Below are 20,468 nucleotides of genomic sequence, written 5' to 3' on the forward strand. Positions count from 1 at the left end.
CCATGACCACCGCTCCAGCCCCCGCCAGCCCAGCCGTCGCCTCGCAGAAGGCCATGCTGTGGATCGTCTTCGCCGGCTTCTTCATGCAGACGCTGGACACCACCATCGTCAACACCGCGCTGCCCTCGATGGCGCACAGCCTTGGCGAGAAGCCGCTGGACCTGAAACCGGTGGTGGTGGCGTACACGCTGACCATGGCGATGCTGACCCCGGCCTCCGGCTGGCTGGCCGACAAGTTCGGCACGCGGCGCGTGTATTTCTGCGCCATCCTGATCTTCGTGCTCGGCTCCGTGTACTGCGCCACGGCCCATACGCTCACGCAACTGGTGATTGCGCGGGTGCTGCAGGGCGTGGGCGGGTCGATGCTGCTGCCGATCGGCCGGCTGGCCGTGCTGCGCAATATCCCGGGCGAGCAGTACATCGCGGCGCTGGCGTTCGTGTCGATTGCCGGGCAGGTGGGGCCGATCTTCGGGCCGGTGCTGGGCGGCTGGCTGGTGCAGAGCGCGTCCTGGCACTGGATCTTCCTGATCAACGTGCCAGTGGGGCTGGTTGGCCTGCTGGCGGTACGCCGCTACCTGCCGGCGGGGGAGGCCGGCGTGGCGCCGCCGTTCGACTGGGTGGGCTGCGGGCTGCTGTCGCTGTGCATGGTGGCGTTCTCGCTGGCGCTGGACGTACCGCACGGCGCCTCCCACGCGCTGCTGTGGAGCCTGGTGCTGGCCGCCGTCAGCATCGTCGCCGCGCTGCTCTATATCCCCCATGCACGGCGGCATGCGACGCCGCTGTTCCGGCTGGCGCTGTTCCGCGAGCCGAACTTCAGCGTGGGGCTGGTGGGCAATCTGGTCTGCCGCATCGGTTCCGGCGCGGTGCCGTTCCTGCTGCCGCTGCTGATGCAGTTGCAGCTGGGCTATTCCCCGTTCCATTCGGGCCTGATGCTGCTGCCGGTGGCGGTGGCCGGGGCGGTGTCCAAGCGCTGGATCGTGCCGCTGGTCAACCGCTACGGCTACGACAACTTCCTGCTGGTGAACACGCTGATCGTGGGGGCCTCGATTGCCTCGTTCGCGGCGATGTCCCCGGGCTGGCCGCTGGCCGTGTCGATCCTGCAACTGGCCACCTTCGGCGCTTCGAATTCGATGCAGTTCGCGGCGATGAACAGCGTGACGCTGAAGGGGCTCTCGCGCGAGGACGCCGGCAGCGGCAACAGCCTGTTCTCGATGGTGCAGATGCTGGCCATCGGCCTGGGGGTGACGATTGGCGGCGGGCTCGTCAGCCTGTTCTCGAACGAACTGGGCGTGGCCGCGCCCGCCTATCGGCTGGCCTTCCTGGCGGTGGGCATCATCACGCTGCTGTCGGCCTTCGTGTTCCGGCGGCTGGACGGCGAGGCGCTCAATCCCGTGCGCCGCGCGGTCTGAGCCATCTCCGTCACTCGGTCACGCCGTTCTCATGGAGCAGCCGTTCGCATTCGTCCAGCATGTCGTGGGCGAAGGCGGACTGGTAGTTCGGGTCGAGCGCTTCCATCATCTCGTGCGCCGCGTACAGGCCGGCCTCGCGCGAGAGCGATTCGGACAACTGGCGCGCGAACTGGTCGCTCAGCTCCGAGAGCAGCCGCCGCTCCGACAGCGCCAGTTGCAGCTTGGAGCGCGACAGCCACATCCCGGCCAGCGTGGCGCCCTGCGCGTCGGTCATCCATTTGCCGTGTTCGTAGAACGCTGCCAGCCGCTCGGCCGTCAGCGCAAACAGCAGCGCCTTGCGGGTGTTGAAGTCGATGCGGGGCGGGGGCGTGGTGGGGATCATGCCAGCCGCTCGCGCAGCCACTGGCCGATATCGGCAATCTCTTCCAGGCAGACCGAGTGCGGCATGCGATACGTGTGCCAGGCCACCGGCTGCTCCCGCGCGGCGAGGAAGTCCCGGGCGCGCGTGCCCAGGCCCAACGGCACCACGTCGTCCTCGGTGCCGTGCGCGGCGAAGACCGGCGTGGCGGCATTGGCGGGCGTGGCCTCGGCCGCGATCAGGTCTGGCGCGGGGATGTAGGTGGAGAGCGCAATCACCCCGGCCAGCGTCTCCGGGTGCGTCAGCGCCGTGGTGTAGGCGATGGCGCCGCCCTGCGAGAACCCGGCCAGCACGATGCGGCTGGTCGGCACGCCGCGCCCGTTCTCACGCGCGATCAGCGCCCGGATGGCCTCGCGCGAGGCACGGATGCCCGCCTCGTCGGCACGCCGGCCGGCTTCGTCGAGCGAATAGATGTCATACCAGGCCGGCATGACATAGCCGTTGTTGCAGGTGACGGGAATCGCCGGGGCGTGCGGGAAGATGAAGCGCACCGCCAGCGTGGCGGGCAAGCCCAGCTCGGGCACGACGGGGACGAAATCGTTGCCATCGGCGCCAAGGCCGTGCATCCAGATCACGCTGTGCGTGGGGTTTGGCGCGGTCTCGAGGTCAATCGCGGGGAGAAGGGTGCTCATGGGCCGGTTCCTTGAAGTCTGGTGCAGACGTGCGCATGCCGCCCCGGTGCGGGGGCGGCATGGCATCGAACGCGGCGAGTATCGCACAGCCGGGCATGCCGGCCGGGCGAAGGATCGGTCAGGCGGCCGAGGGAACGATGGGTACGGTGGTCAGGCCCGGCGCCACGCGCGCGGGCTGCGAGGCCGGCGGCAGGGCGGGCGCCCCGGGTGTCGGCGACATGGCCGCATGGCGACGGTCCGCCACGCCTTCGACACCGGTCGCGCCCACTTCTTCGAGGAACGCGATCATGTTGCGGTAGTAATCGACTTGCATCTGCGCTTCCAGCAGGCGACGCTCTGCCTGAAAAAGCGTCAGCCTCATGTCTTGCAGTTCCTTCTCGGCGATCTTCTCTGGCGTCGGCGGACTGAACAAGTTGGCAAGCGAACGCATGGCAGTTACCTCCAGGGCTGTCTTACGGCTGGGTGATTCGGGATGTGCGCGCCATGGGTCAAATATAGTCGATCCGCCGCGAGGTACACGATGGGTCACCACAATGCATGTGGCGTCGCCCACAAGGATGATTGCCGCCACTTGCACGGATGCGTAGATTGTTCGCCCATTGGCCTCCCGCCCCGGGATTCCGGGCCGTGCAGGCAATATCCGGGGCGATTCGGACGCCATACTTTGTGATTACTACCTGCGGCTTTGTGACGTAATTGCCTGTCGTGGTCAAATTTGCCAACCCGCTTTCAGGCGCCCATCCCACGAAAAAAACAACACCTGCGTGGATGGCGCGCAACAGCGGGTGATCTGCACGCATCAAACATCCGTACGAAAGGCGCGCCGCCGACGCGTCCCCTCCGGGTAAAATGCCGAGCCAGCCGCTTCCGCGATGTGCGGTGTGCTGCCCGCCATGCCATCCTGCCCCCGCCGAGTGATTCCCCATCCTGCCTTCGCCAGTCGCCTGCGTCCATGGCTTGCGCTGCTGTGCTGCCTGATCTGCGCCCTGTGGCTGCTGCCGTCGGCGATGGCCGCCGCGCCGGTGCGCGTGCTCGTCGTCACCTCCAACGCGCACCTGCTGCCTGCCGCCGAGGCCGCGTTCCGCGCCACGCACGGCGAGGCGGTGGCCACCTTCACGTTCCGCACCGATGCACCGGACGCCGCAACGCTCGCGCAGGCCGATGTCATCTATGCACGATTCGCCCCGGCCACGGTGCTGCGCGCGATGGCGCCCGGCGTGCGCCAGGCCGCCGCACGCGGCGTGCTGGTCTTCGGGGCGCCGGCGGAGAGCGTCGAGGCGGCGTGGGGCCCGGGCGCAGCCAAGCGTGATGCCGCCGATGCTGCGCAGCCCTATTGGGAGGCCGGTGGCGTGGACAACCTCGCCGCCTTCCTCGCCCTTGCCGTGGCGGCGCGGCAGCGCATGCAGGGCCTGCCGGCGCAGGACGTGATCGCGGTGCCCGCCGTACGCCCTGCGCCCGCCGCCGGCATCTACCATCCGCGCGCGGCGCAGCCGTTCGCGTCGCTGCAGGATTACCTCAAGTGGTATCGGCAGGCCGGCATCGTTGCCGATGGGGCGCCGCTGGTCGGCATCGCCTTCTACGCCACCCACTACCGCCAGCGCGACCTCGCCCATATCGACGCCCTGATCGCTGCGCTGGAGCGCCAGGGCGTAGGCGCGGTGCCGGTGTTCGGCTGGCCGCTCTCGGGGCTCGATGCGCTGGTCACGCAGGATGGCACCACGCCGCTGCGCGCGCTGCTGGCGTTGAACCTGACCATTCCGCGCACCGAGGACAAGGACTGGCTGGCGCGGCACGGCCTGCACACGATCAACCTGATCGCCACGCGCGACAGCGAAGCCGGCTGGCGTGCCGATGTGCGCGGCATCGCCGGAGAGCGGCTGCCGCTGTTGCTGACCGCGCCCGAGCGCAGCGGGGCGACCGAGCCGATCCTGTTCGCCACGCAGGAAGGCGGGGAGGGGAGCCAGCGCAGCACGGCGGTACCGGAGCGCGTGGCCGCCATCGTGGCGCGCGTGCGCCGCTGGATCGCGCTGCAGGACAAGCCGCCCGCCAGCAAGCACGTGGCGGTGCTCTACTACAACAACCCGCCCGGGCGCGGCAATCTCGGCGCCAGCTATCTGGCCACGCTGCCGTCGCTCACGCAGATCCTGCAGCGGCTGCGCGCGGCGGGTTACCAAACGGGCGATGACCTGCCCGACACGCCCACGCTGACCGCGCTGCTCGAGGCGAACGGGCGCAATATCGAAACGTGGTCGCCCGGCGAGCTGGCGCGCATGGTGCGCGGCGGCCACGTCACGCTGCTGCCGCTGGCGCAGTACCGGCGCTGGTTCGAGACGCTGCCGCCGGCCTTCCGCGCCGCCGTGACGCAAGCGTGGGGACCGCCCGAGCGCAACCCGCTGATGCTGGCGCGCGACGCGCAGGGCGAGCCCGCCTTCGTGATCCCGGGCCTGCGCTTCGGCAATGTCTTCGTCGGCCCCCAGCCGCTGCGCTCGACCTTCGCGCGCGCGATGGACACCTCGCACGACACCATCACGCCGCCGCCGCATTCCTACCTCGCGGCCTATCTCTGGTACCGCCATGCCTTCGGCGCCGATGCCATGGTGCACGTGGGCCGGCACGGCACGCTGGAGTGGCTGCCCGGCAAGCAGGTGGGGCAGGCTGGCGACGATAGCGCCGAAGTGCTGCTCGGCGACCTGCCCAACGCCTACGTCTACATCCAGGACGGCGGCGGCGAGGCGATCCAGGCCAAGCGCCGCAGCGCCGCCGTGCTGGTGAGCCATCTGGCGCCGCTGCTGGCCAGCGCCGGCCAGCCGCCCGTGCTGGCGCAGCTCGACGAAGCCATCGAGCAGGCCGAGGCCACGCGCGACAGCTCGCCCGAGCTATCGGCGCAGTACCGGCAGCAGGCCATCGCCCAGATGCGCGCGCTGAAGCTCGACCAGCAACTGGGTCTCGACGCCAACGCACCGTGGGCGCAGATCGAGCCGATCCTGCACGCCTTCCTGCACAAGGTGGAGGCCGAGCCGATGCCGCTGGGCATCCACGCGCTCGGCGAGATGCCGCCCGAGGCCGATCAGGTGGACGCGCTGGCGCTGCTGCTCTCGTCCCAGCTCCGCAACCCCGCCTATGACGCCCAAGTGCGCGCGTGGGCCGAGGATCTGGTGGCCGGCCGCGCGCCGCCGCTGGCCGGGCTGGCGGACGATCAGGCGCCTACAGTGCGGGCCGCGCTCCAACTCGCCCGGCAATGGCTGGCCGATCTGCGCGCATCGCCCCGGGCCGAACTGGACGGCCTCGTCACCGTGCTGGCGGGCCGCTATCTGCCGACCGGGCCGCTTGGCGACCCGGTGCGCACGCCCGACGGCCTGCCCACGGGCCGCAACCTCCATGCCTTCGATGGCGCGAAGATCCCCACGCCGGCCGCCTGGGCGCTTGGCAAGACCATGGCCGCGCAGACGCTGGCGCGCTATCGGCAGGAAACGGGGCGGCTGCCGGAGTCGGTGTCGATGGTGCTCTGGTACGGCGAAACGGAACGGCATCAGGGCGCGATGGAGGCCGAGGCGCTCTGGCTGATGGGCGTGGCGCCGGTATGGAACGCGCGCGGCGGCGTGGAGGACGTGCGGCTGATTCCCGATGCCGAATTGGGCCGGCCCCGCGTGAACGTGCTGCTGACCATTTCCGGCATCTACCGCGACGGGTTTGGCGACAAGGTGGCGCTGCTCGACAAGGCTGCGCGGCTGGCCGCCGCCGCCGGCGACAACGCCATCAGCCGCCACGACCGCATGGTGGCCGCCGCGCTGGCCGCCCGGGGCACCGACCTGGACACTGCCGGCAAGCTGGCCCGTGCCCGCGTGTTCGCCGCCAAGCCCGGCAACTACGCCATCGGCGTGCAGCAGATGGTGGAGCAGAGCCGCGATGCGCAGGACGGCCCGGATGCCCTCGCGCGGCAGTACCTGCGCTACATGAACTTCGCCTATTCGGCCGAAGGCTGGGGTGCCAGCGCGCCGGACGCGCTGGCGAGCCATCTGGCCTCGAACGAGGCGGTGCTGTTCTCGCGCACCAGCACGCTGTACGGCGCGCTGGACAACGACGACACCTACCAGTACGCCGGCGGCCTGACCGCCGCCACGCGCGCGGTGCGCGGGCAGGCGCCGCGCTTCTGGCTGCACAACCTGCGCCGCGCCGGCGAGACGGACACCGTGGACGTGCGCACGTGGCTGGCCACGGAGTTGAACGCGCGGCAATGGAACCCGAAGTGGATCGGCGCGATGCAGCGCTCGGGCTATGCCGGCGCGCGCGAGATGGTCAAGGAGATCGAGCATCTGTACGGCTTCCAGGCCACCGTGCCGGAGCAGATGCCGGGCGAGTTCTGGCAGCGCACCTATGACGTCTACGTGGCCGACAAGCTCGGTCTCGGCATGGACGCCTTCTTCCGGCAGGCCAATCCCCACGCGCAGCAGGGCATTCTGGCGCGGCTGCTCGAAGTAGACCGGCAGGGCAGCTATCGATTCACGGACGCGGAACGGGCCGAACTGCTGCGCCGCTACGCGGATGCCGTGCGGCGCGATGGGCTCTCCTGCACGGCGAATACCTGCGGCAACCCGGTGCTGATGGCGCATATCGCGCAGGCCGGCCGGGCAGCCCGCGTGGACCCGGCGCTGCTGCGCGCGCTGGGCCGGCAGCTGGCCGATGCGGTGGTGGCGCCGGGGCCGGTGGCGCGGCCGTCGATGACCGCCAGGGCGGCGCCCGCGCCCGCGCCGCAGGCAGCGGTCCCGGCCAACGCCCCGCAGCCGGTGACGGGTCAACACCTCGTCCCGCGTGCCGAACCGACGGCGCCTCCGTCCCCCGCCCGCTCGCACCATGGCCCGCTAGCGATAGCGCTGGCCGTGCTCGCCATCGCGCTGGGCGCCCTCCGGGAATGGCGTCGGGCGCGGCGCGTGGCCTTGCCGGCTGTCGATGGACAGCCACCCCACATCTCTTTATCCTGATCGCCTTCAAGCGACCCGCCCCCGCTCATCCACTGGATTTCCGCATGCAAACCTCCAAGATCCCCGCCACCATCGTCACCGGCTTTCTCGGCAGCGGCAAGACCACCTTGCTGCGCCACATCCTCGACAACGCCAACGGCCGCCGCATCGCGGTGATCGTCAACGAATTCGGGGAGCTGGGCATCGACGGCGAGATCCTGCAGGGCTGCGGCATTGGCTGCGATGACAACGGCGAGCCCACTGGCCAGCTCTACGAACTGGCCAACGGCTGCCTGTGCTGCACGGTACAGGAGGAGTTCTTCCCGGTGATGGAACAGTTGCTGGAGCGGCGCGGGAAGATTGACCACGTGCTGATCGAGACCTCGGGCCTGGCGCTGCCCAAGCCGCTGGTGCAGGCGTTCCACTGGCCGAGCATCCGCAACGCCTTCACGGTAGATGCCGTGGTGACCGTGGTCGATGGCCCGGCCGCCGCCGCCGGCCAGTTCGCCGCCAACCCGGTGGCCGTGGACGCCCAGCGCCGCGCCGACCCGAATCTGGACCACGAATCGCCGCTGCACGAGCTGTTCGAGGACCAGCTGGCCAGTGCCGACCTCGTGATCCTGAACAAGACCGACCTGATGGACCCGGCGCAGATCGCCGCCGTGGAGGCGCTGGTGCGCCCGGAGATCCCGGCGGAGGTCAAGATCGTGCCGGCGCAGGCCGGCAAGCTGGACGTGGCGATGCTGCTGGGCCTGCAACGCGCTTCGGAGGAGACCATCCATCTGCGCGTCGATCATCACGGCAATGCCGAAGACCCCGACCATGCCGACCATCATCACGATGAATTCGATTCCGTGGTGGTGGAAGCGGGCACCGTGGAGCGCGACCAGCTGATCGGCGCCCTCCAGCAACTGGTGGCAGCCAATACGATCTACCGCATCAAGGGCTTTGCCGCGCTGCCGGGCAAGGCGATGCGGCTGGTGCTGCACGGGGTTGGCCAGCGCTTCGACAGCTATTTCGACCGCGCCTGGCGCGCCGCCGAGCCACAGGGTACGCGCGTGGTGCTGATCGGGCAGGATCTCGACCGCGCCGCGCTGCAGGCGTCGCTGGACGCTGCGCTGGACGCTGCACTGCCGGCCCGCTGACCCCATGCACCTGCTGTCCACCCGGCCCGGCGGCTTTGTCGAGGACAGCGCTGTCGTGCTGCGCATCGCGCAGACGCCGGGGGAGATCGTCGTCCTGAGCGCGGCGGACACCACGCTGTCGCTGCTGGCCGGCGCGGTGCCGCGCCTCGGCCCCGGTTACCCGTCCGTGCGGCTGGCCAACCAGATGTACCTGCGCCAGCCGGCCTCGCTCGACCTCTATATCGACGAAGTGCTCCAGCACGCGCGCGTGGTGGTGGTGGACCATCTGGGCGGCGTCAACGACTGGGCCTACGGGCTGGAGCGGCTGCCGGAGCTGGCCCGCGCGCGCGGCCAGCTGCTGGTGATGGGTTCCGGCGACCTGGCCGAGGACGACAACCTCGCCCGGCACGGCAATGCGCCCGCCGCGCTGTCCCACCAGTTGTGGCACTACCTGCGCGAAGGCGGCGCCGGCAACGCCGAGCAGTTCTTCCGCTGCCTGGCGCACCATGCCTTCGGCTGGGGCGCGCCCGCGCTGCCGCCGCAGGTGCTGCCCGAGGCCGCCATCTATCACCCGGAGAGGACGGTCGCCACCGTCGAGGACTGGGCCGCGCGCTGGGCCGCGCACGGGCTGGCCGACCACGCCCCCGTGGTGGCGCTGCTGTTCTACCGCTCGCACCTGCAGGCCGGCAACACGGCCGTCTTCGACGCCATCGCCGATGCCTTGCTCGATGCCGGCCTGTGCCCGCTGCCGCTGGCGGTGACGTCCCTGAAGGCGCCGCTTTGCCGCGAAGTGCTCCAGCGCCTGTGCGATGCGCACGAGGTGGCGCTTGTCCTCAACACCACCGCGTTCGCCGTGGCGTCGCTCGACAGCGAAGGCGGGGAAGGGGATGCCCCGCTCGCCAACGATGCCCCGGTACTCCAGGTGATCCTCAGCGGCGGCAACCGGGAGGACTGGCTGGCCGACAACCAGGGGCTCGGCACGCGTGACGTGGCGATGCACATCGCGCTGCCCGAAGTCGATGGGCGGATCATCACGCGCGCGGTCAGCTTCAAGGGGCTGGCCTACCGCTGCCCGCACACCGAGGCGGACATCGTGCAATACCAGCCGGACGCCGAGCGCGTGCGCTTTGTGGCGGAACTGGCGCGCCGCTGGTGCCGCCTCCGCACGCTGCCCAACGCCGGGAAGCGCGTGGCGCTGGTGCTGGCCAACTATCCGGCCAGCGAAGGGCGCATCGGCAACGGCGTGGGGCTCGATACACCGGCGTCGGTCGTGCGGATCCTGGCCGCCCTCCATGCCGAGGGGTACGCCATCGACGCGCTGCCCGAGAACAGCGATGCGCTGATGCAGGGCCTGACGCGCGGCATCACCAACGACCTGGATCAGCACGCGGTGCGGCCCGCGTTCCAGAGCGTGACGGTGGAGGACTACCGGCGCTGGCTGGCGGCGCTGCCGGCGGCGCTCCAGCAGGCGATTACGGCGCGCTGGGGTGCGCCCGAGGCCGACCCGATGGTGCGGCAGGGCCGCTTCATGATCGCCGGCGTGCGCACCGGGCGGGTGTTCGTCGGCATCCAGCCGGCGCGCGCCTATGGCTTGGACGGCTACGCCAGCTATCACGATGCCGAACTCGTGCCGCCGCACGGCTACCTCGCGTTCTACTTCTGGCTGCGCCACGTGTTCGGCATCGACGCCATCGTGCATGTGGGCAAGCACGGCAACCTCGAATGGCTGCCGGGCAAGAGCGTGGCGCTGTCCGACGCCTGCTGGCCGGACGCCATCCTCGGCCCGCTGCCGCATCTGTACCCGTTTATCGTCAACGACCCGGGCGAGGGCGCGCAGGCCAAGCGCCGCACGCAGGCCGTGATCATCGACCACCTGATGCCGCCGCTCACGCGCGCCGAGAACTACGGGCCGCTGCAGGACCTGGAGCGGCAGGTGGACGAGTACTACGAGGCGCTCACCGTGGACCCGCGCCGCGCCCGGCTGCTGCGCAAGGAGATCCTGGCGTCGATTGTCGGCCAGCAGTTGCACACGGAACTGGGGCTGGCGGCGCCCACCGGCGGCGAGGAGGAAGACGCGCTGCTGAATCGCACCGATGCGTGGCTGTGCGAACTCAAGGAGTCACAGATCCGCGACGGCCTGCACGTGTTCGGCCAGTCCCCGGCTGGCGTGCAGCGCCGGGACACGCTGGCGGCGCTGGCGCGTTTTCCGGTGGGCGATGGCCGGGACGCCCGGGCGGGGCTGCTGACGGCGCTGGCCGCCGACCTGTCATTGGGCGACGACTTCGACCCGCTCGACGCCGACTGGGCCGCGCAATGGCTGGGGCCGCGTCCGACGCTGCTGGCGGACATCGACGCCGGCCCGTGGCGCCACCATGGCGACACGCGCGAGCGGCTGGAAATGCTGGCGCTGCGCTTGCTCGATGGGGGACTGGACGCCGAAGCAATGCTGCCGCACACCGCGCAGGTCCTCGCCCGGCTGCGCCAGGACGTGGCGCCACGGCTGGACGCCTGCGGCGCACAGGAACTGACGCAGCTAATGCGCGGCCTCGCCGGGCGCTTCGTGCCGCCCGGCCCGAGCGGGGCGCCGTCGCGCGGCCGGCCGGACGTGCTGCCCACCGGCCGCAACTTCTATTCGGTGGATACCCGCGCGGTGCCCACGCGCACGGCGTGGACGCTTGGCCTGCGCGCGGCCAACCTGCTGATCGAACGGCATGTGCAGGAGCATGGCGAGTATCCGCGCGCGGTGGGCCTGTCCGTGTGGGGCACGGCGACCATGCGCACCGGCGGTGACGACATCGCCCAGGCCATGGCCCTGCTGGGCGTGCGGCCCAAGTGGGCGCAGGGCAGTCATCGCGTGGTGGACTTCGAGATCCTGCCGATGGCCAACTTCGGCCGCCCGCGCGTGGACGTGACGCTGCGCGTGTCCGGCTTCTTCCGCGATGCCTTCGCCAGCCTCGTGGCGCTGTTCGACGCCGCCGTGCGCGCCGTGGCAGACGTGGACGAGCCGGCGGACGTCAACCCGATCCGCGCGCGCGTGCTGGCAGAGCAGGCGCGGCTGCAAGCCGGGGGCGCCGCGCCGGACGATGCGCGCGAACGTGCTGCCTGGCGCGTCTTCGGCGCCCGGCCCGGCGACTACGGCACCGGCCTCCAGGCCCTGATCGACGGCCGCCAGTGGCAGGACGACGCGGACCTGGCCCACGCCTACCTGCACGCGGGCGGCTACGCCTACGGGCAGCGCGCCGATGGCATCGACGCGCGCGACGCCTTCGCCACCCGGCTGGCCGAGATCGACGCCGTGGTGCAGAACCAGGACAACCACGAGCACGACCTGCTCGACGCCAACGACTACTACCAGTTCCAGGGCGGCATGGTGGCCGCCGTGCGGCATCTGGCAGGCGAGCAGCCGGCGATCTATCACGGCGACCACGCCAACCCGGCCGCGCCGCGCGTGCGCACGCTGGGCGAGGAAATCGCCCGCGTGATCCGGGCGCGGGTGGTCAATCCCAAGTGGATCGACGGCGCGCGCCGGCACGGCTACAAGGGCGCGTTCGAGATGGCCGCCACCGTGGACTACCTGTTCGGCTACGATGCCACGACCCGCGTGGTGGGCGACCACCAGTACGCGCTGGTGGCGGACGCCTACGTCAACGACCCCGCCAATCGCGCATTCCTTGCCCGGCACAATCCGCGCGCGCTGCAAGGCATCTGCGAGCGGCTGCTGGAGGCCATGGAGCGCGGACTCTGGCAACAACCGGGCGCCCAGCGCGGCCGGATCGAACAACATCTGCTCGACAACGAGCAGCGCATCGAAGGTTCTTCCGAAGGTTAATGCTCATGAGCCCCGTCACCGTGGTGCGTCATCCGTTTCCGTTCAGCGCCCTGGTCGGCCAGGCGCGGCTGCAACAGGCGCTGCTGCTGGCTGCCGTCGATCCCGGCATCGGCGGCGTGCTGGTCACCGGGCCGCGCGGCACCGCCAAGTCCACGGCGGCGCGTGCGCTGGCGGAACTGCTGCCGCACGGCCACGTCGTCACGCTGCCGCTAGGCGCCAGCGAGGAGCAGCTGACCGGCACGCTGGACCTGAGCCACGTGCTGCAACAGGGCGAGGTGCGCTTCGCGCCGGGCCTGCTGGCGCGCGCGCACGAGGGCGTGTTGTATGTGGATGAAGTCAACCTGCTGCCGGACCCGCTGGTGGACCAGTTGCTCGACGTGGCGGCCAGCGGTGTGAACGTGGTGGAGCGCGATGGCGTGTCCCACCAGCACGCGGCGCGCTTCGTGCTCGTCGGCACGATGAATCCGGAGGAGGGCGAGCTGCGCCCGCAACTGCTGGACCGCTTCGGCCTTGCGCTGGCGCTCGACAACTACGCCGACCCGGTCACGCGGCAGGCCATCGTGCGCGCCCGGCTGGCCTTCGATACCGACCCGGAGGCGTTCCGCGCCGCCATGGCGACGGCCCAGCAGGCGCTGGCGGCGCAGGTCGTGCAGGCGCGCGGGGCGCTCGGCGGGCTGGATTTCTCCGATGCCGTGCACGCCCATGTCAGCGCGCTGTGCCTGGCGGCGGCGGTGGATGGCGTGCGGGCGGATCTCGTCATGCTGCGCGCCGCGCGCGCGCTGGCCGCGTGGGACGGTGCCCCGGCGGTGACCGTGGCGCATGTGGATGCCGTGGCGGAACTGGTGCTCCATCATCGTCGCCATGCGGGTTCGCCGGCATCCCCCGAGGCTGGCGACGCGGAATCGGCCGGGGAGCGTGCCACGGCGCCCGCGCCGCAGGACAACCCGTGGGGTGCCATGCCGCCGCCGGCTGACACGGTCGCCGGCATCGCCAGCATCAAGCCGCTGCGCGCCTTCGGGAATCGTCCGCCAAAAAAAGCCTGAGCCACCGGCAGGCCGCCGGGCCGGTCCGGCAAGGCGGCAACCGGTGGCAGCCCCCTCGCTCTATGCCACGTTCTATGCCACGTCCGGCCACGCCGGGCGCGGGCGTGCCCGGGGCCCGCATCCACTGGCCGCGCACGCTGGCGGCCAAGCGGCAGGCGCGGCTGGCCGCCGAGCATCTGCGCCACCGGCGTGCCGACGCGCGCGCCGGGGTGCTGCATTGCGTGGCGCTCGATTGTTCCGGCTCGATGACCCAGGGCGAGCAGCTCGCGCTGGCCAAGGGCGTGCTCGTGCGGCTGCTGGAGCGCGCCTACCAGTCCCGTGCGGATGTGGCGCTGGTCTGCTTTGCCGGGCGGCAGGCCGAGATCCGGCTAGCGCCGTCGCGCGCACGCTACTGGAACGCCGACTGGATCCGCCCGATTGCCGGCGGCGGCGGCACCCCGCTGGCGCTGGGCGTGGCGCGCGCCGGCCAGTTGCTGGCGGCGCAGGCCCGCCACCGGCCGATGCAGCGGCGCTGGCTCTGGCTGCTGACCGATGGCCGCAGCAGCGAGCTGCCGCCCCGGCCCGCCTGGGCCGATCACGTGGTGGTGGTGGACGTGGAGCGCCGCGCCGTGGCGCTGGGCCGCTGCCGCACGCTGGCCTTGGCGTGGAGCGCCGACTATCGCGATGCCGCCGCGTTGATCGAGTAAAAGTAACGCCCGCGCCACATCCCCCTTCCGTAGGGCATGTCCGGCCTAAAGTCTCGCGCCTGCCTGACCGTTAGCCCATCGATAGCCCCGGCACGCAGCAACGAAACAGCGGGGCATTACGAGGAGCGGACGGCATCATGGCTTGGGACAACTTGAGTATGCGCACGCGGCTGGGCGCGGCGTTTGGCGTGGTCGTGCTGTTGGTGGCGGTCATGATGACACTGGCGCTCGAGCGTATTGGCGAGCTGGAGCAGCGCGCGGCGGCCGTGCCGGACAAGCCGGCGGCTACCGCCCAGGCTGTACCCCTGACTGGCGACAACACCCGTACCTGGATCTGGGGCCTGGGCGGCGCGGTGCTGCTGGCCAGCGTGGTGTGCTGGTTCCGTCTCACGCGCGCCATCGAGATCCCGCTCAAGGAGGCCGAGTTCATCGCCGAAACCGTGGCGGCGGGCGACCTCAGCAAGGAATTCGAGACCGAGCGGGGCGGCGATTTCGGCCGCCTGCTGGGCGGGCTGGGTGAGATGGAGGACATGCTGACGGACCTGGTCACGCGCATCAAGGCGTCTAGCGATTCGATCTCGTCGGCGTCGCACCAGATTGCCGCTGGCAATACCGACCTGTCCCAGCGCACCGAGGAACAGGCCGCCACGCTTGAGGAAACGGCATCGAGCATGAGCGAGCTGACCGCCATGGTGAAGCAGAACACCGAACGCGCGCGCACCGCCAACGGGCTGGCGGCGTCCGCGTCGGGCGTGGCCGAGCGCGGCGGCGCCATCGTCGGCAATGTCGTGGAGACCATGCAGGCCATCAGCGCCAGCTCCCGCAAGGTGACGGACATCATCGCCGTGATCGAGGGCATCGCCTTCCAGACCAATATCCTGGCGCTGAACGCCGCCGTGGAAGCGGCCCGGGCCGGCGAGCAGGGGCGCGGCTTCGCTGTGGTGGCGGGCGAGGTGCGCACGCTGGCCCAGCGCAGCGCGGCGGCGGCCAAGGAAATCAACGTGCTGATCAACGATTCGGCGCGGCAGGTGGAGTCGGGCTCCTCGCTGGTGGGGCAGGCCGGCCAGACCATGGCGGAAATCGTGCAGTCGGTGCGGCATGTGACCCAGATCCTGGGCGAGATCGCCGAGGCGTCCGAGCACCAGAGCGGCGGCATCGAGCAGGTCAACGAGGCCGTGGCGCAGATGGACGAGGTAACGCAGCAGAACGCCGCGCTGGTGGAAGAGGCCGCCGCGGCATCGGCGGCGCTGGCCGAGCAGGCCCAGCAGCTCCAGCAGGTGGTAGGCGAGTTCAAGCTCGACGACGACGAGCCTGCCCGCCCGGCGGCGCGCCAGTCGCTGGGCTTCCAGGCCAGGCTGGCCCGCGCCTGACTAATATCTAAGCGGGCGGACGGACGATGTCCGGTGCGGCGGCCACGCCCAGGTCGCCGCTCTGGAGATAGGCGATCACCGGCGCCCAGAACGCCTGCGCGTGCGCAGGTTCGATGGCGGCGTTGTGGGGCAGGTCCTCGAAGATCTCGAGCCGGCTCGGCGCGCGGGCCATCCGCGCCAGATACTCGCCATGACTGAACGGGATGGTCTGGTCCTGCCGGCTGTGGATCAGCAGCAGCGGCATGCGCAGCTTGCGGATGCGCGCGGCGTTGTTCCACGGCTCCGGCAGCATCCACGCCAGCCACGCGGGCACCCGCCCCGTGACCACCGCCGCCGCGCGCGCGGAGCGGAAACCGGCGCCAATCACGGCGCCGTCCGGGCTGGGCCGCAGCCGGCCAATCACATCGAGCAGAATCCCACTTCCCAGCGAATAGCCCATCACGTGGCGCCGCGCCGCAGCCGGCGTGGCGGCGATGAACTGGAGATAGCCGGCCAGCGCGTCCTGACGCAGGTTGCGCACCGAGGGCCGCCCGGTACTCGCGCCATAGCCGCTGTAGTCGAACACGAAGGAGCCGATGCCGGCCGCGTGGAGCATGGCTTGCACGGGCGCCCAGTCGGTCAGGCATTCCGAATCGCCATGGAACACGCACAGCGCCGGGCCGGTTGGGTCAGGCGCGGCAACGAATGAGGCATGCAGTGTGCGGTCCCCGCTGGCGAAGGTGTACTGGCGGGACGGCACGCCGAGGTGGTCGGGGGTGACGTCTCCGACCGGGATGGTGACGAAAGCATCACGTTCCATCGCCCGGAAGACCAGCCATCGGCCCAGCCCAGCGGCCACGGCAACGCCAGCAACGCCGGCCGCGCCGGCAAGCCAGCGTTTCAGGGGACGGGAGGCGGCAGCGGGCGGGGTGGACAGCGGAGCGGACATGGCGGGCCGGGGCGCGGGGGATGTGATAAGCCTAGCACCCGATTGGGCAGGGCGCCGGTCGCAAGAGAGTCAGGCTATCGGCCTCATAAATAAGTTTTCGGCGCGATCGGCAGATTCGCCTTGCTTGCCTATCTACCAGTAGATATTATCCAGCCCATGGACTCGCCGCACAAACCGAGCGGTGGTCTGAGCAAGACCTCGAACGGGGCCTTTCAGAGCCAAGATATCTATCTAGTGGTAGATAGCATCGGAAGATAACCCCGGCAAACGCAGCCAATACAAGGAGCTTCACCATGAACGCCAAGACCATCCTCAGTGCCGCCGCTCTCGCCGCCGCCTTCGTGACGGGCGCCGCCCAGGCCGCTCCCGCCAGCAACCAGACCGGTGAAGCCTACGGCTACGGTTACCGCGTGAACGACGCACGCAACCCGTACAGCGACGGTGCCCGCGACGTACATCGCCCCCGCAACCCGTTCGTGGACGGCGCCCGCGTGAATGACGCACGCAGCCCGTTCTCCGATGGCGCCCGCGCCGGCAAGTTCGACCCGTACACCGACGGCGCCCGCACCGTGGCCGGCCGCGACCGCACCGGCGTCTCCGCCGAACCGGGCCGCGCGGATGATTCGGCTGTCGAAACCGCTTAAACCATTTCTACCATCGCTCCGCCGCGGATCGCGGCATGCGGTACCGGCCGGCGCCCCAAAAAGGTGCCGGCCGCCTTTGCGTTGACATCGGGGTAATCCCGGTTGAGTATCTATCTTCGTGTAGATAAACTTTGCCCCATGAAAACCCAACCCGTCCGTGAGCAGCTGCTCGAACACACGCTGGTACTGATTCGCCGCCGTGGTTTCAATGGCTTCAGTTATCGCGATCTGGCCGAGCTGGTGGGGGTCAAGACCTCCAGCATCCACTATTACTTTCCGTCGAAGGACGACCTCGTCCTGGAAGCGGTGAAGGAATACAGCGCGCGCATCGTCGAGCGCCTGCGCAATATCGACCCCGAACTGCCGGTGCTGGAACAGGCCCGCCAGTACCTGGAGCCGCTGCGCGCTACCTGCGGATCTGACCAGATCTGCCTGGCCGGCATGCTCTCTACCGAGGTGCTGTCGCTGCCCGAGCCTGTGCACAACGTGCTCAAGGATTTCTATCACATGAACGAGGCCTGGCTCGCCAAGCTGCTCGAGCGCGGGCAGCAACAACGCGAGACCCTGTACCCCGTGCCGCCCGAAATGCTCGCGCAAGTGCTGTATGGTGCGCTCCAGAACGGCCTGATCGCCGCGCGGCTGTTTGGCACGCAGGAGCGCCTGGAAGCCGCCGCCGAAACCCTGCTCGGCGCCCTGTGCAACAAGCGCGCCGCCGCACTGTTGGGCAAGACCTGCGCCTGACGTAGACGCTGCATAAAAAACCGCCGGATGGCCGCAAGGTCTCCGGCGGTTTTTCTTTGTCAGATTGTTAAATCGGCGTGCGATCTGATGTGGCTCAATTTTGTCGGGAAAAGATCACGTTACATCTGTGCTTCCAGAGGCAGCGGGGCCGTGTGACCGTTGTGCACGGAACTGCCTTGGTATAAAATTTTGTACAGATGGGGCAGCATGGATCGTGAAAGAGAAATCCGTTGGGTAGGGTCAGCCTATGCAGATCTGCTTTTGTTTCCCGACGACGCCAGACGGCAGGCGGGCTTTCAACTCGCCAAGGTGCAGGCGGGGCTGGATCCCACCGACTGGAAACCGTTTGGCGACATCGGGCCCGGCACGCGCGAACTGAGAATTCGTGAGGCGAGTGGGATCTATCGGGTGATGTACGTCGCACGATTCGACGACGCGGTCTACGTACTGCATTGCTTTCAGAAGAAGACCCAGGCCACCAGCCTGGGGGACCGTGCGATTGCACGCGCGCGCTATCGGGCGCTGGATATAGGATGGAAACACTAGTCATGACGATCGATACCAAGATCCGACACGTCACCAAGCCGGGTGCGAACCTGTTTCTCGAGCTGGGATTTGCCCCGGACGAGGCCGAACGGCTCCATGCCGTTTCCCAGAAGGAGATTAACGACACCCGTCTGCTCAAGCAGCAACTGATGCGCGAGATCAGCGGCTGGATCGACGAACACAACCTGCGGCAGGCGGATGCTGCCGAGATCCTGATGGTGTCTCGCCCCCGCGTGTCCGACGTCGTGAATCAGAAAACCGCGAAGTTCACGCTCGACACGCTGGTGGAGATGCTGAGTCGCATCGGCAAGCCGGTGACGATCGCGGTGGGCTAGGCAGTCGCATCCCCTGACGCAAGGCCAGACCCGGCCACCACCCCGCACAACCACCCCCCATCGTCATGCGGCAGGTCATGTCCTGCCCACGGATGGCGCAGGTGCCGCGCCCCCCAGGCCGCTGCGATGCGGACCGAGCAGACCGGGTTGACGAGGCGGTCGGCGTCCGAGGAGAGGATCAGCGTGGGGCAGGGCGGGGCGGAGGGGGCGGCGCGGTAGCGGGCGGCGGCCAGCAGTTGGCGGAGGGCCGCCGCGCGGGTGACCGGGGCGGTTTGGCCGATGGTGACCCACGCCGCCAGGTCGGCGTCGCGGGTGTCCATCCGTTCGCAGGTCAGCCGGTGGACCGTGCGCTCGCAGCGGGCACGGTCGTGCCAATGGTTGGCCATGCCGATGAGCGCCGCCCAGTTCTGGGGGCGCAGCCGCTGCGGCAGGGTGCTGAAGGGGCGCATGCTGGTGTTGATCAGCACCAGTCCGGCCACTTCCCCGGGGTAGCGTTGGGCCCATTCGGTGGCGACCATGGCGCCGAGCGACATCGCCAGGATGCGGTACGGGGCCGTTACCCCGGTGGCGCGGGCCGTGGCGCGCACCGCTTCCATGATGCCGTGCACGTCGACGGGCACCGTCGCGTGGTGGGCCGTGCCGTTGCCGGGCAGGTCGATCAGGGTCGGGCGCCCCAGGCCGCGGGCGGTCCACAGCGCGGGCAGGTCGCCCCAGTGGCGCGACTCGCGGGTCAGGCCGCGCAGGAAGATCCACGGGCTCATGGCGCAGGTTTCCGGTCTTGCCAGTGCGCGCGCGCCTGCGCCAGCAACTGCTGCCGATGGACGCCCTCGGGCAGCCATCGCTCCGGAGCGAAGGCGGTGCGGCCGAGGAAGTCGAACAGGCTCACGTGCCGGCGCAGCACGCGCGCCGTGCGATGGGCCTTGATCGGATTGAAAATGCCCGCGCGCGAGAAGAGCTGGCGCGGATTCTTCTTGATCCACAGCCACGAGCCCAGTTCCAGCGTCATCGGCAGGAACAGCGTGCCCGCCGGCGCGCGGTCGTAGGCGTAGTCCCACAGGTCGCCGTGCAGCAGGTACTGGTGGCTCTGCGGCTCGAAGGCGTAGCCGTGGTGCGGGTGGGCCTGCTCGAACATGGTCTTGAGCAGGTACATCTCCGGCAGGTGCGCCATGGGCGTGTGGGTGCGCGCGTAGGGAAACCAGATGCTGTCGCGCCAGCCATAGCCGGAATGGCAATCGACCGCGAAACTGAGGGGCCGGCCCAGCAGTTCTTCCTCCACCACGCGCAGCAGCGCGGCGGCCTCGGGCTCCATCGGCGCACCGGCGCGGCCGCGATACCACGGCAGCCACGCGCCGAGGCGCTGCCCGCCGGCCAGGAAGGGCACGCGCGCATCGGCGTTCTGCGGCGCGTTGCGCATCAGATCCACGCCCCGGGGGTTGGCGCGCGTGGCCGCATGCATGCCGCCCGGGTTGACGATCGGCATGAAGACCAGCTTCACGGCCTGCAACTCGCGGTGGAGCAGCTCGTCCCATTGCAGGCGGCACAGCAGCGAGCGCATGTAGTCCAGCACCAGCTGGGTGCCGATCCGTTCGAGCCCGTGAATGCCGCCGAAGATGCCGATGGCCGGCGCATCGGGCGCGTCCGTGCCCAGCGCCGCCACATGCACCCCGAACGAGCGGCCGTCCACGGCTACCTCGCACGCCACGCGCGACCGGAACCACGGGGCGCCCAATTCCAGCAGCGCCAGCAGCTGGTCGTACTCGGGAAAGCTGGGGCGGCCCGGGTCGGTCATCGGCGGAGAGGGTCCT

At 69.9% G+C, this 20,468-nt stretch carries 17 protein-coding genes; 11 read left to right on the forward strand and 6 right to left on the reverse strand.

Features of this window, described 5'->3' with window-relative positions:
* The first annotated feature begins 2 nt into the window (after nt 1–2).
* On the forward strand, nt 3–1,409 hold the full coding sequence (gene mdtD, locus SB751_RS12205) for a multidrug transporter subunit MdtD (RefSeq protein WP_244844852.1): 1,407 nt from the start codon (nt 3–5) through the stop codon (nt 1,407–1,409).
* Between the two features lie 10 nt (nt 1,410–1,419).
* Here mdtD and SB751_RS12210 read toward each other — a convergent pair whose 3' ends face one another.
* The 3 genes from SB751_RS12210 to SB751_RS12220 all read right to left on the reverse strand — a co-directional run bounded on the left by SB751_RS12210 (nt 1,420) and on the right by SB751_RS12220 (nt 2,889).
* The gene (locus SB751_RS12210) at nt 1,420–1,791 is read right to left on the reverse strand and encodes a hypothetical protein (protein ID WP_186296803.1); all 372 of its coding nucleotides are present in this window, start codon (nt 1,789–1,791) and stop codon (nt 1,420–1,422) included.
* Nucleotides 1,788–2,459: an alpha/beta hydrolase gene (locus tag SB751_RS12215; RefSeq protein WP_211943555.1), complete on the reverse strand. Its 672-nt coding sequence runs from the start codon at nt 2,457–2,459 to the stop codon at nt 1,788–1,790. Before SB751_RS12215 ends, SB751_RS12210 begins: the two co-directional genes overlap by 4 nt.
* Nucleotides 2,460–2,577: 118 nt before the next feature.
* Nucleotides 2,578–2,889: a hypothetical protein gene (locus SB751_RS12220; protein ID WP_144196954.1), complete on the reverse strand. Its 312-nt coding sequence runs from the start codon at nt 2,887–2,889 to the stop codon at nt 2,578–2,580.
* A gap of 463 nt (nt 2,890–3,352) precedes the next feature.
* On the opposite strand from SB751_RS12220, the gene SB751_RS12225 reads away from it, so the two are divergent.
* From SB751_RS12225 to SB751_RS12250, 6 genes are all read left to right on the forward strand, one after another.
* A complete protein-coding gene (locus SB751_RS12225; RefSeq protein ID WP_410748088.1) occupies nt 3,353–7,438 on the forward strand; it encodes a cobaltochelatase subunit CobN in 4,086 nt (1,361 codons plus the stop codon).
* 44 nt (nt 7,439–7,482) lie between these two features.
* Nucleotides 7,483–8,562, forward strand: coding sequence for a cobalamin biosynthesis protein CobW (cobW, locus tag SB751_RS12230; protein WP_211942788.1), 1,080 nt, complete (start codon nt 7,483–7,485; stop codon nt 8,560–8,562).
* A gap of 4 nt (nt 8,563–8,566) precedes the next feature.
* Nucleotides 8,567–12,370: a cobaltochelatase subunit CobN gene (gene cobN, locus SB751_RS12235; RefSeq protein ID WP_144196958.1), complete on the forward strand. Its 3,804-nt coding sequence runs from the start codon at nt 8,567–8,569 to the stop codon at nt 12,368–12,370.
* Between the two features lie 5 nt (nt 12,371–12,375).
* The gene (locus SB751_RS12240) at nt 12,376–13,413 is read left to right on the forward strand and encodes an ATP-binding protein (RefSeq protein ID WP_410748089.1); all 1,038 of its coding nucleotides are present in this window, start codon (nt 12,376–12,378) and stop codon (nt 13,411–13,413) included.
* A gap of 74 nt (nt 13,414–13,487) precedes the next feature.
* The gene (locus SB751_RS12245; protein WP_144196960.1) at nt 13,488–14,099 is read left to right on the forward strand and encodes a vWA domain-containing protein; all 612 of its coding nucleotides are present in this window, start codon (nt 13,488–13,490) and stop codon (nt 14,097–14,099) included.
* A 137-nt stretch (nt 14,100–14,236) separates the two neighbouring features.
* On the forward strand, nt 14,237–15,469 hold the full coding sequence (locus SB751_RS12250) for a methyl-accepting chemotaxis protein (protein WP_377731563.1): 1,233 nt from the start codon (nt 14,237–14,239) through the stop codon (nt 15,467–15,469).
* A 7-nt stretch (nt 15,470–15,476) separates the two neighbouring features.
* On the opposite strand, the gene SB751_RS12255 is transcribed toward SB751_RS12250, so the two are convergent.
* On the reverse strand, nt 15,477–16,397 hold the full coding sequence (locus SB751_RS12255; RefSeq protein ID WP_144196961.1) for an alpha/beta hydrolase: 921 nt from the start codon (nt 16,395–16,397) through the stop codon (nt 15,477–15,479).
* Between the two features lie 293 nt (nt 16,398–16,690).
* On the opposite strand from SB751_RS12255, the gene SB751_RS12260 reads away from it, so the two are divergent.
* From SB751_RS12260 to SB751_RS12275, 4 genes are all read left to right on the forward strand, one after another.
* Nucleotides 16,691–17,041: a copper resistance protein CopQ gene (locus tag SB751_RS12260; protein ID WP_250025879.1), complete on the forward strand. Its 351-nt coding sequence runs from the start codon at nt 16,691–16,693 to the stop codon at nt 17,039–17,041.
* A 138-nt stretch (nt 17,042–17,179) separates the two neighbouring features.
* A complete protein-coding gene (locus SB751_RS12265) occupies nt 17,180–17,782 on the forward strand; it encodes a TetR/AcrR family transcriptional regulator (protein ID WP_144196963.1) in 603 nt (200 codons plus the stop codon).
* A 207-nt stretch (nt 17,783–17,989) separates the two neighbouring features.
* A complete protein-coding gene (locus tag SB751_RS12270; RefSeq protein ID WP_144196964.1) occupies nt 17,990–18,328 on the forward strand; it encodes a type II toxin-antitoxin system RelE/ParE family toxin in 339 nt (112 codons plus the stop codon).
* Between the two features lie 2 nt (nt 18,329–18,330).
* Nucleotides 18,331–18,663 (forward strand): helix-turn-helix domain-containing protein, encoded by a 333-nt coding sequence (locus SB751_RS12275; RefSeq protein ID WP_144196965.1) that lies wholly within the window; start codon nt 18,331–18,333, stop codon nt 18,661–18,663.
* On the opposite strand, the gene SB751_RS12280 is transcribed toward SB751_RS12275, so the two are convergent.
* Together SB751_RS12280 and SB751_RS12285 are read right to left on the reverse strand one after the other, a co-directional pair.
* A complete protein-coding gene (locus SB751_RS12280) occupies nt 18,660–19,424 on the reverse strand; it encodes an alpha/beta fold hydrolase (RefSeq protein ID WP_410748090.1) in 765 nt (254 codons plus the stop codon). The two genes, SB751_RS12275 and SB751_RS12280, sit on opposite strands and share 4 nt — an antisense overlap.
* A complete protein-coding gene (locus tag SB751_RS12285; RefSeq protein WP_144196967.1) occupies nt 19,421–20,452 on the reverse strand; it encodes a M14 family zinc carboxypeptidase in 1,032 nt (343 codons plus the stop codon). The genes SB751_RS12280 and SB751_RS12285 overlap by 4 nt, the downstream gene beginning before the upstream one ends.
* Nucleotides 20,453–20,468: the final 16 nt, after the last annotated feature.

The sequence above is a fragment of the Cupriavidus sp. SIMBA_020 genome, from assembly GCF_046535395.1.
GTDB classification, from domain to species: domain Bacteria; phylum Pseudomonadota; class Gammaproteobacteria; order Burkholderiales; family Burkholderiaceae; genus Cupriavidus; species Cupriavidus campinensis.

What these genes read in the sequence shown, in the direction of transcription:
- mdtD (WP_244844852.1), top strand. Translation starts at nt 3, where the DNA reads ATGACCACCGCTCCAGCCCCCGCCAGCCCAGCCGTCGCCTCGCAGAAG.
- SB751_RS12210 (WP_186296803.1), bottom strand. Translation starts at nt 1,791, where the DNA reads ATGATCCCCACCACGCCCCCGCCCCGCATCGACTTCAACACCCGCAAG.
- SB751_RS12215 (WP_211943555.1), bottom strand. Translation starts at nt 2,459, where the DNA reads ATGAGCACCCTTCTCCCCGCGATTGACCTCGAGACCGCGCCAAACCCC.
- SB751_RS12220 (WP_144196954.1), bottom strand. Translation starts at nt 2,889, where the DNA reads ATGCGTTCGCTTGCCAACTTGTTCAGTCCGCCGACGCCAGAGAAGATC.
- SB751_RS12225 (WP_410748088.1), top strand. Translation starts at nt 3,353, where the DNA reads ATGCCATCCTGCCCCCGCCGAGTGATTCCCCATCCTGCCTTCGCCAGT.
- cobW (WP_211942788.1), top strand. Translation starts at nt 7,483, where the DNA reads ATGCAAACCTCCAAGATCCCCGCCACCATCGTCACCGGCTTTCTCGGC.
- cobN (WP_144196958.1), top strand. Translation starts at nt 8,567, where the DNA reads ATGCACCTGCTGTCCACCCGGCCCGGCGGCTTTGTCGAGGACAGCGCT.
- SB751_RS12240 (WP_410748089.1), top strand. Translation starts at nt 12,376, where the DNA reads ATGAGCCCCGTCACCGTGGTGCGTCATCCGTTTCCGTTCAGCGCCCTG.
- SB751_RS12245 (WP_144196960.1), top strand. Translation starts at nt 13,488, where the DNA reads ATGCCACGTCCGGCCACGCCGGGCGCGGGCGTGCCCGGGGCCCGCATC.
- SB751_RS12250 (WP_377731563.1), top strand. Translation starts at nt 14,237, where the DNA reads ATGGCTTGGGACAACTTGAGTATGCGCACGCGGCTGGGCGCGGCGTTT.
- SB751_RS12255 (WP_144196961.1), bottom strand. Translation starts at nt 16,397, where the DNA reads ATGTCCGCTCCGCTGTCCACCCCGCCCGCTGCCGCCTCCCGTCCCCTG.
- SB751_RS12260 (WP_250025879.1), top strand. Translation starts at nt 16,691, where the DNA reads ATGAACGCCAAGACCATCCTCAGTGCCGCCGCTCTCGCCGCCGCCTTC.
- SB751_RS12265 (WP_144196963.1), top strand. Translation starts at nt 17,180, where the DNA reads ATGAAAACCCAACCCGTCCGTGAGCAGCTGCTCGAACACACGCTGGTA.
- SB751_RS12270 (WP_144196964.1), top strand. Translation starts at nt 17,990, where the DNA reads ATGGATCGTGAAAGAGAAATCCGTTGGGTAGGGTCAGCCTATGCAGAT.
- SB751_RS12275 (WP_144196965.1), top strand. Translation starts at nt 18,331, where the DNA reads ATGACGATCGATACCAAGATCCGACACGTCACCAAGCCGGGTGCGAAC.
- SB751_RS12280 (WP_410748090.1), bottom strand. Translation starts at nt 19,424, where the DNA reads ATGAGCCCGTGGATCTTCCTGCGCGGCCTGACCCGCGAGTCGCGCCAC.
- SB751_RS12285 (WP_144196967.1), bottom strand. Translation starts at nt 20,452, where the DNA reads ATGACCGACCCGGGCCGCCCCAGCTTTCCCGAGTACGACCAGCTGCTG.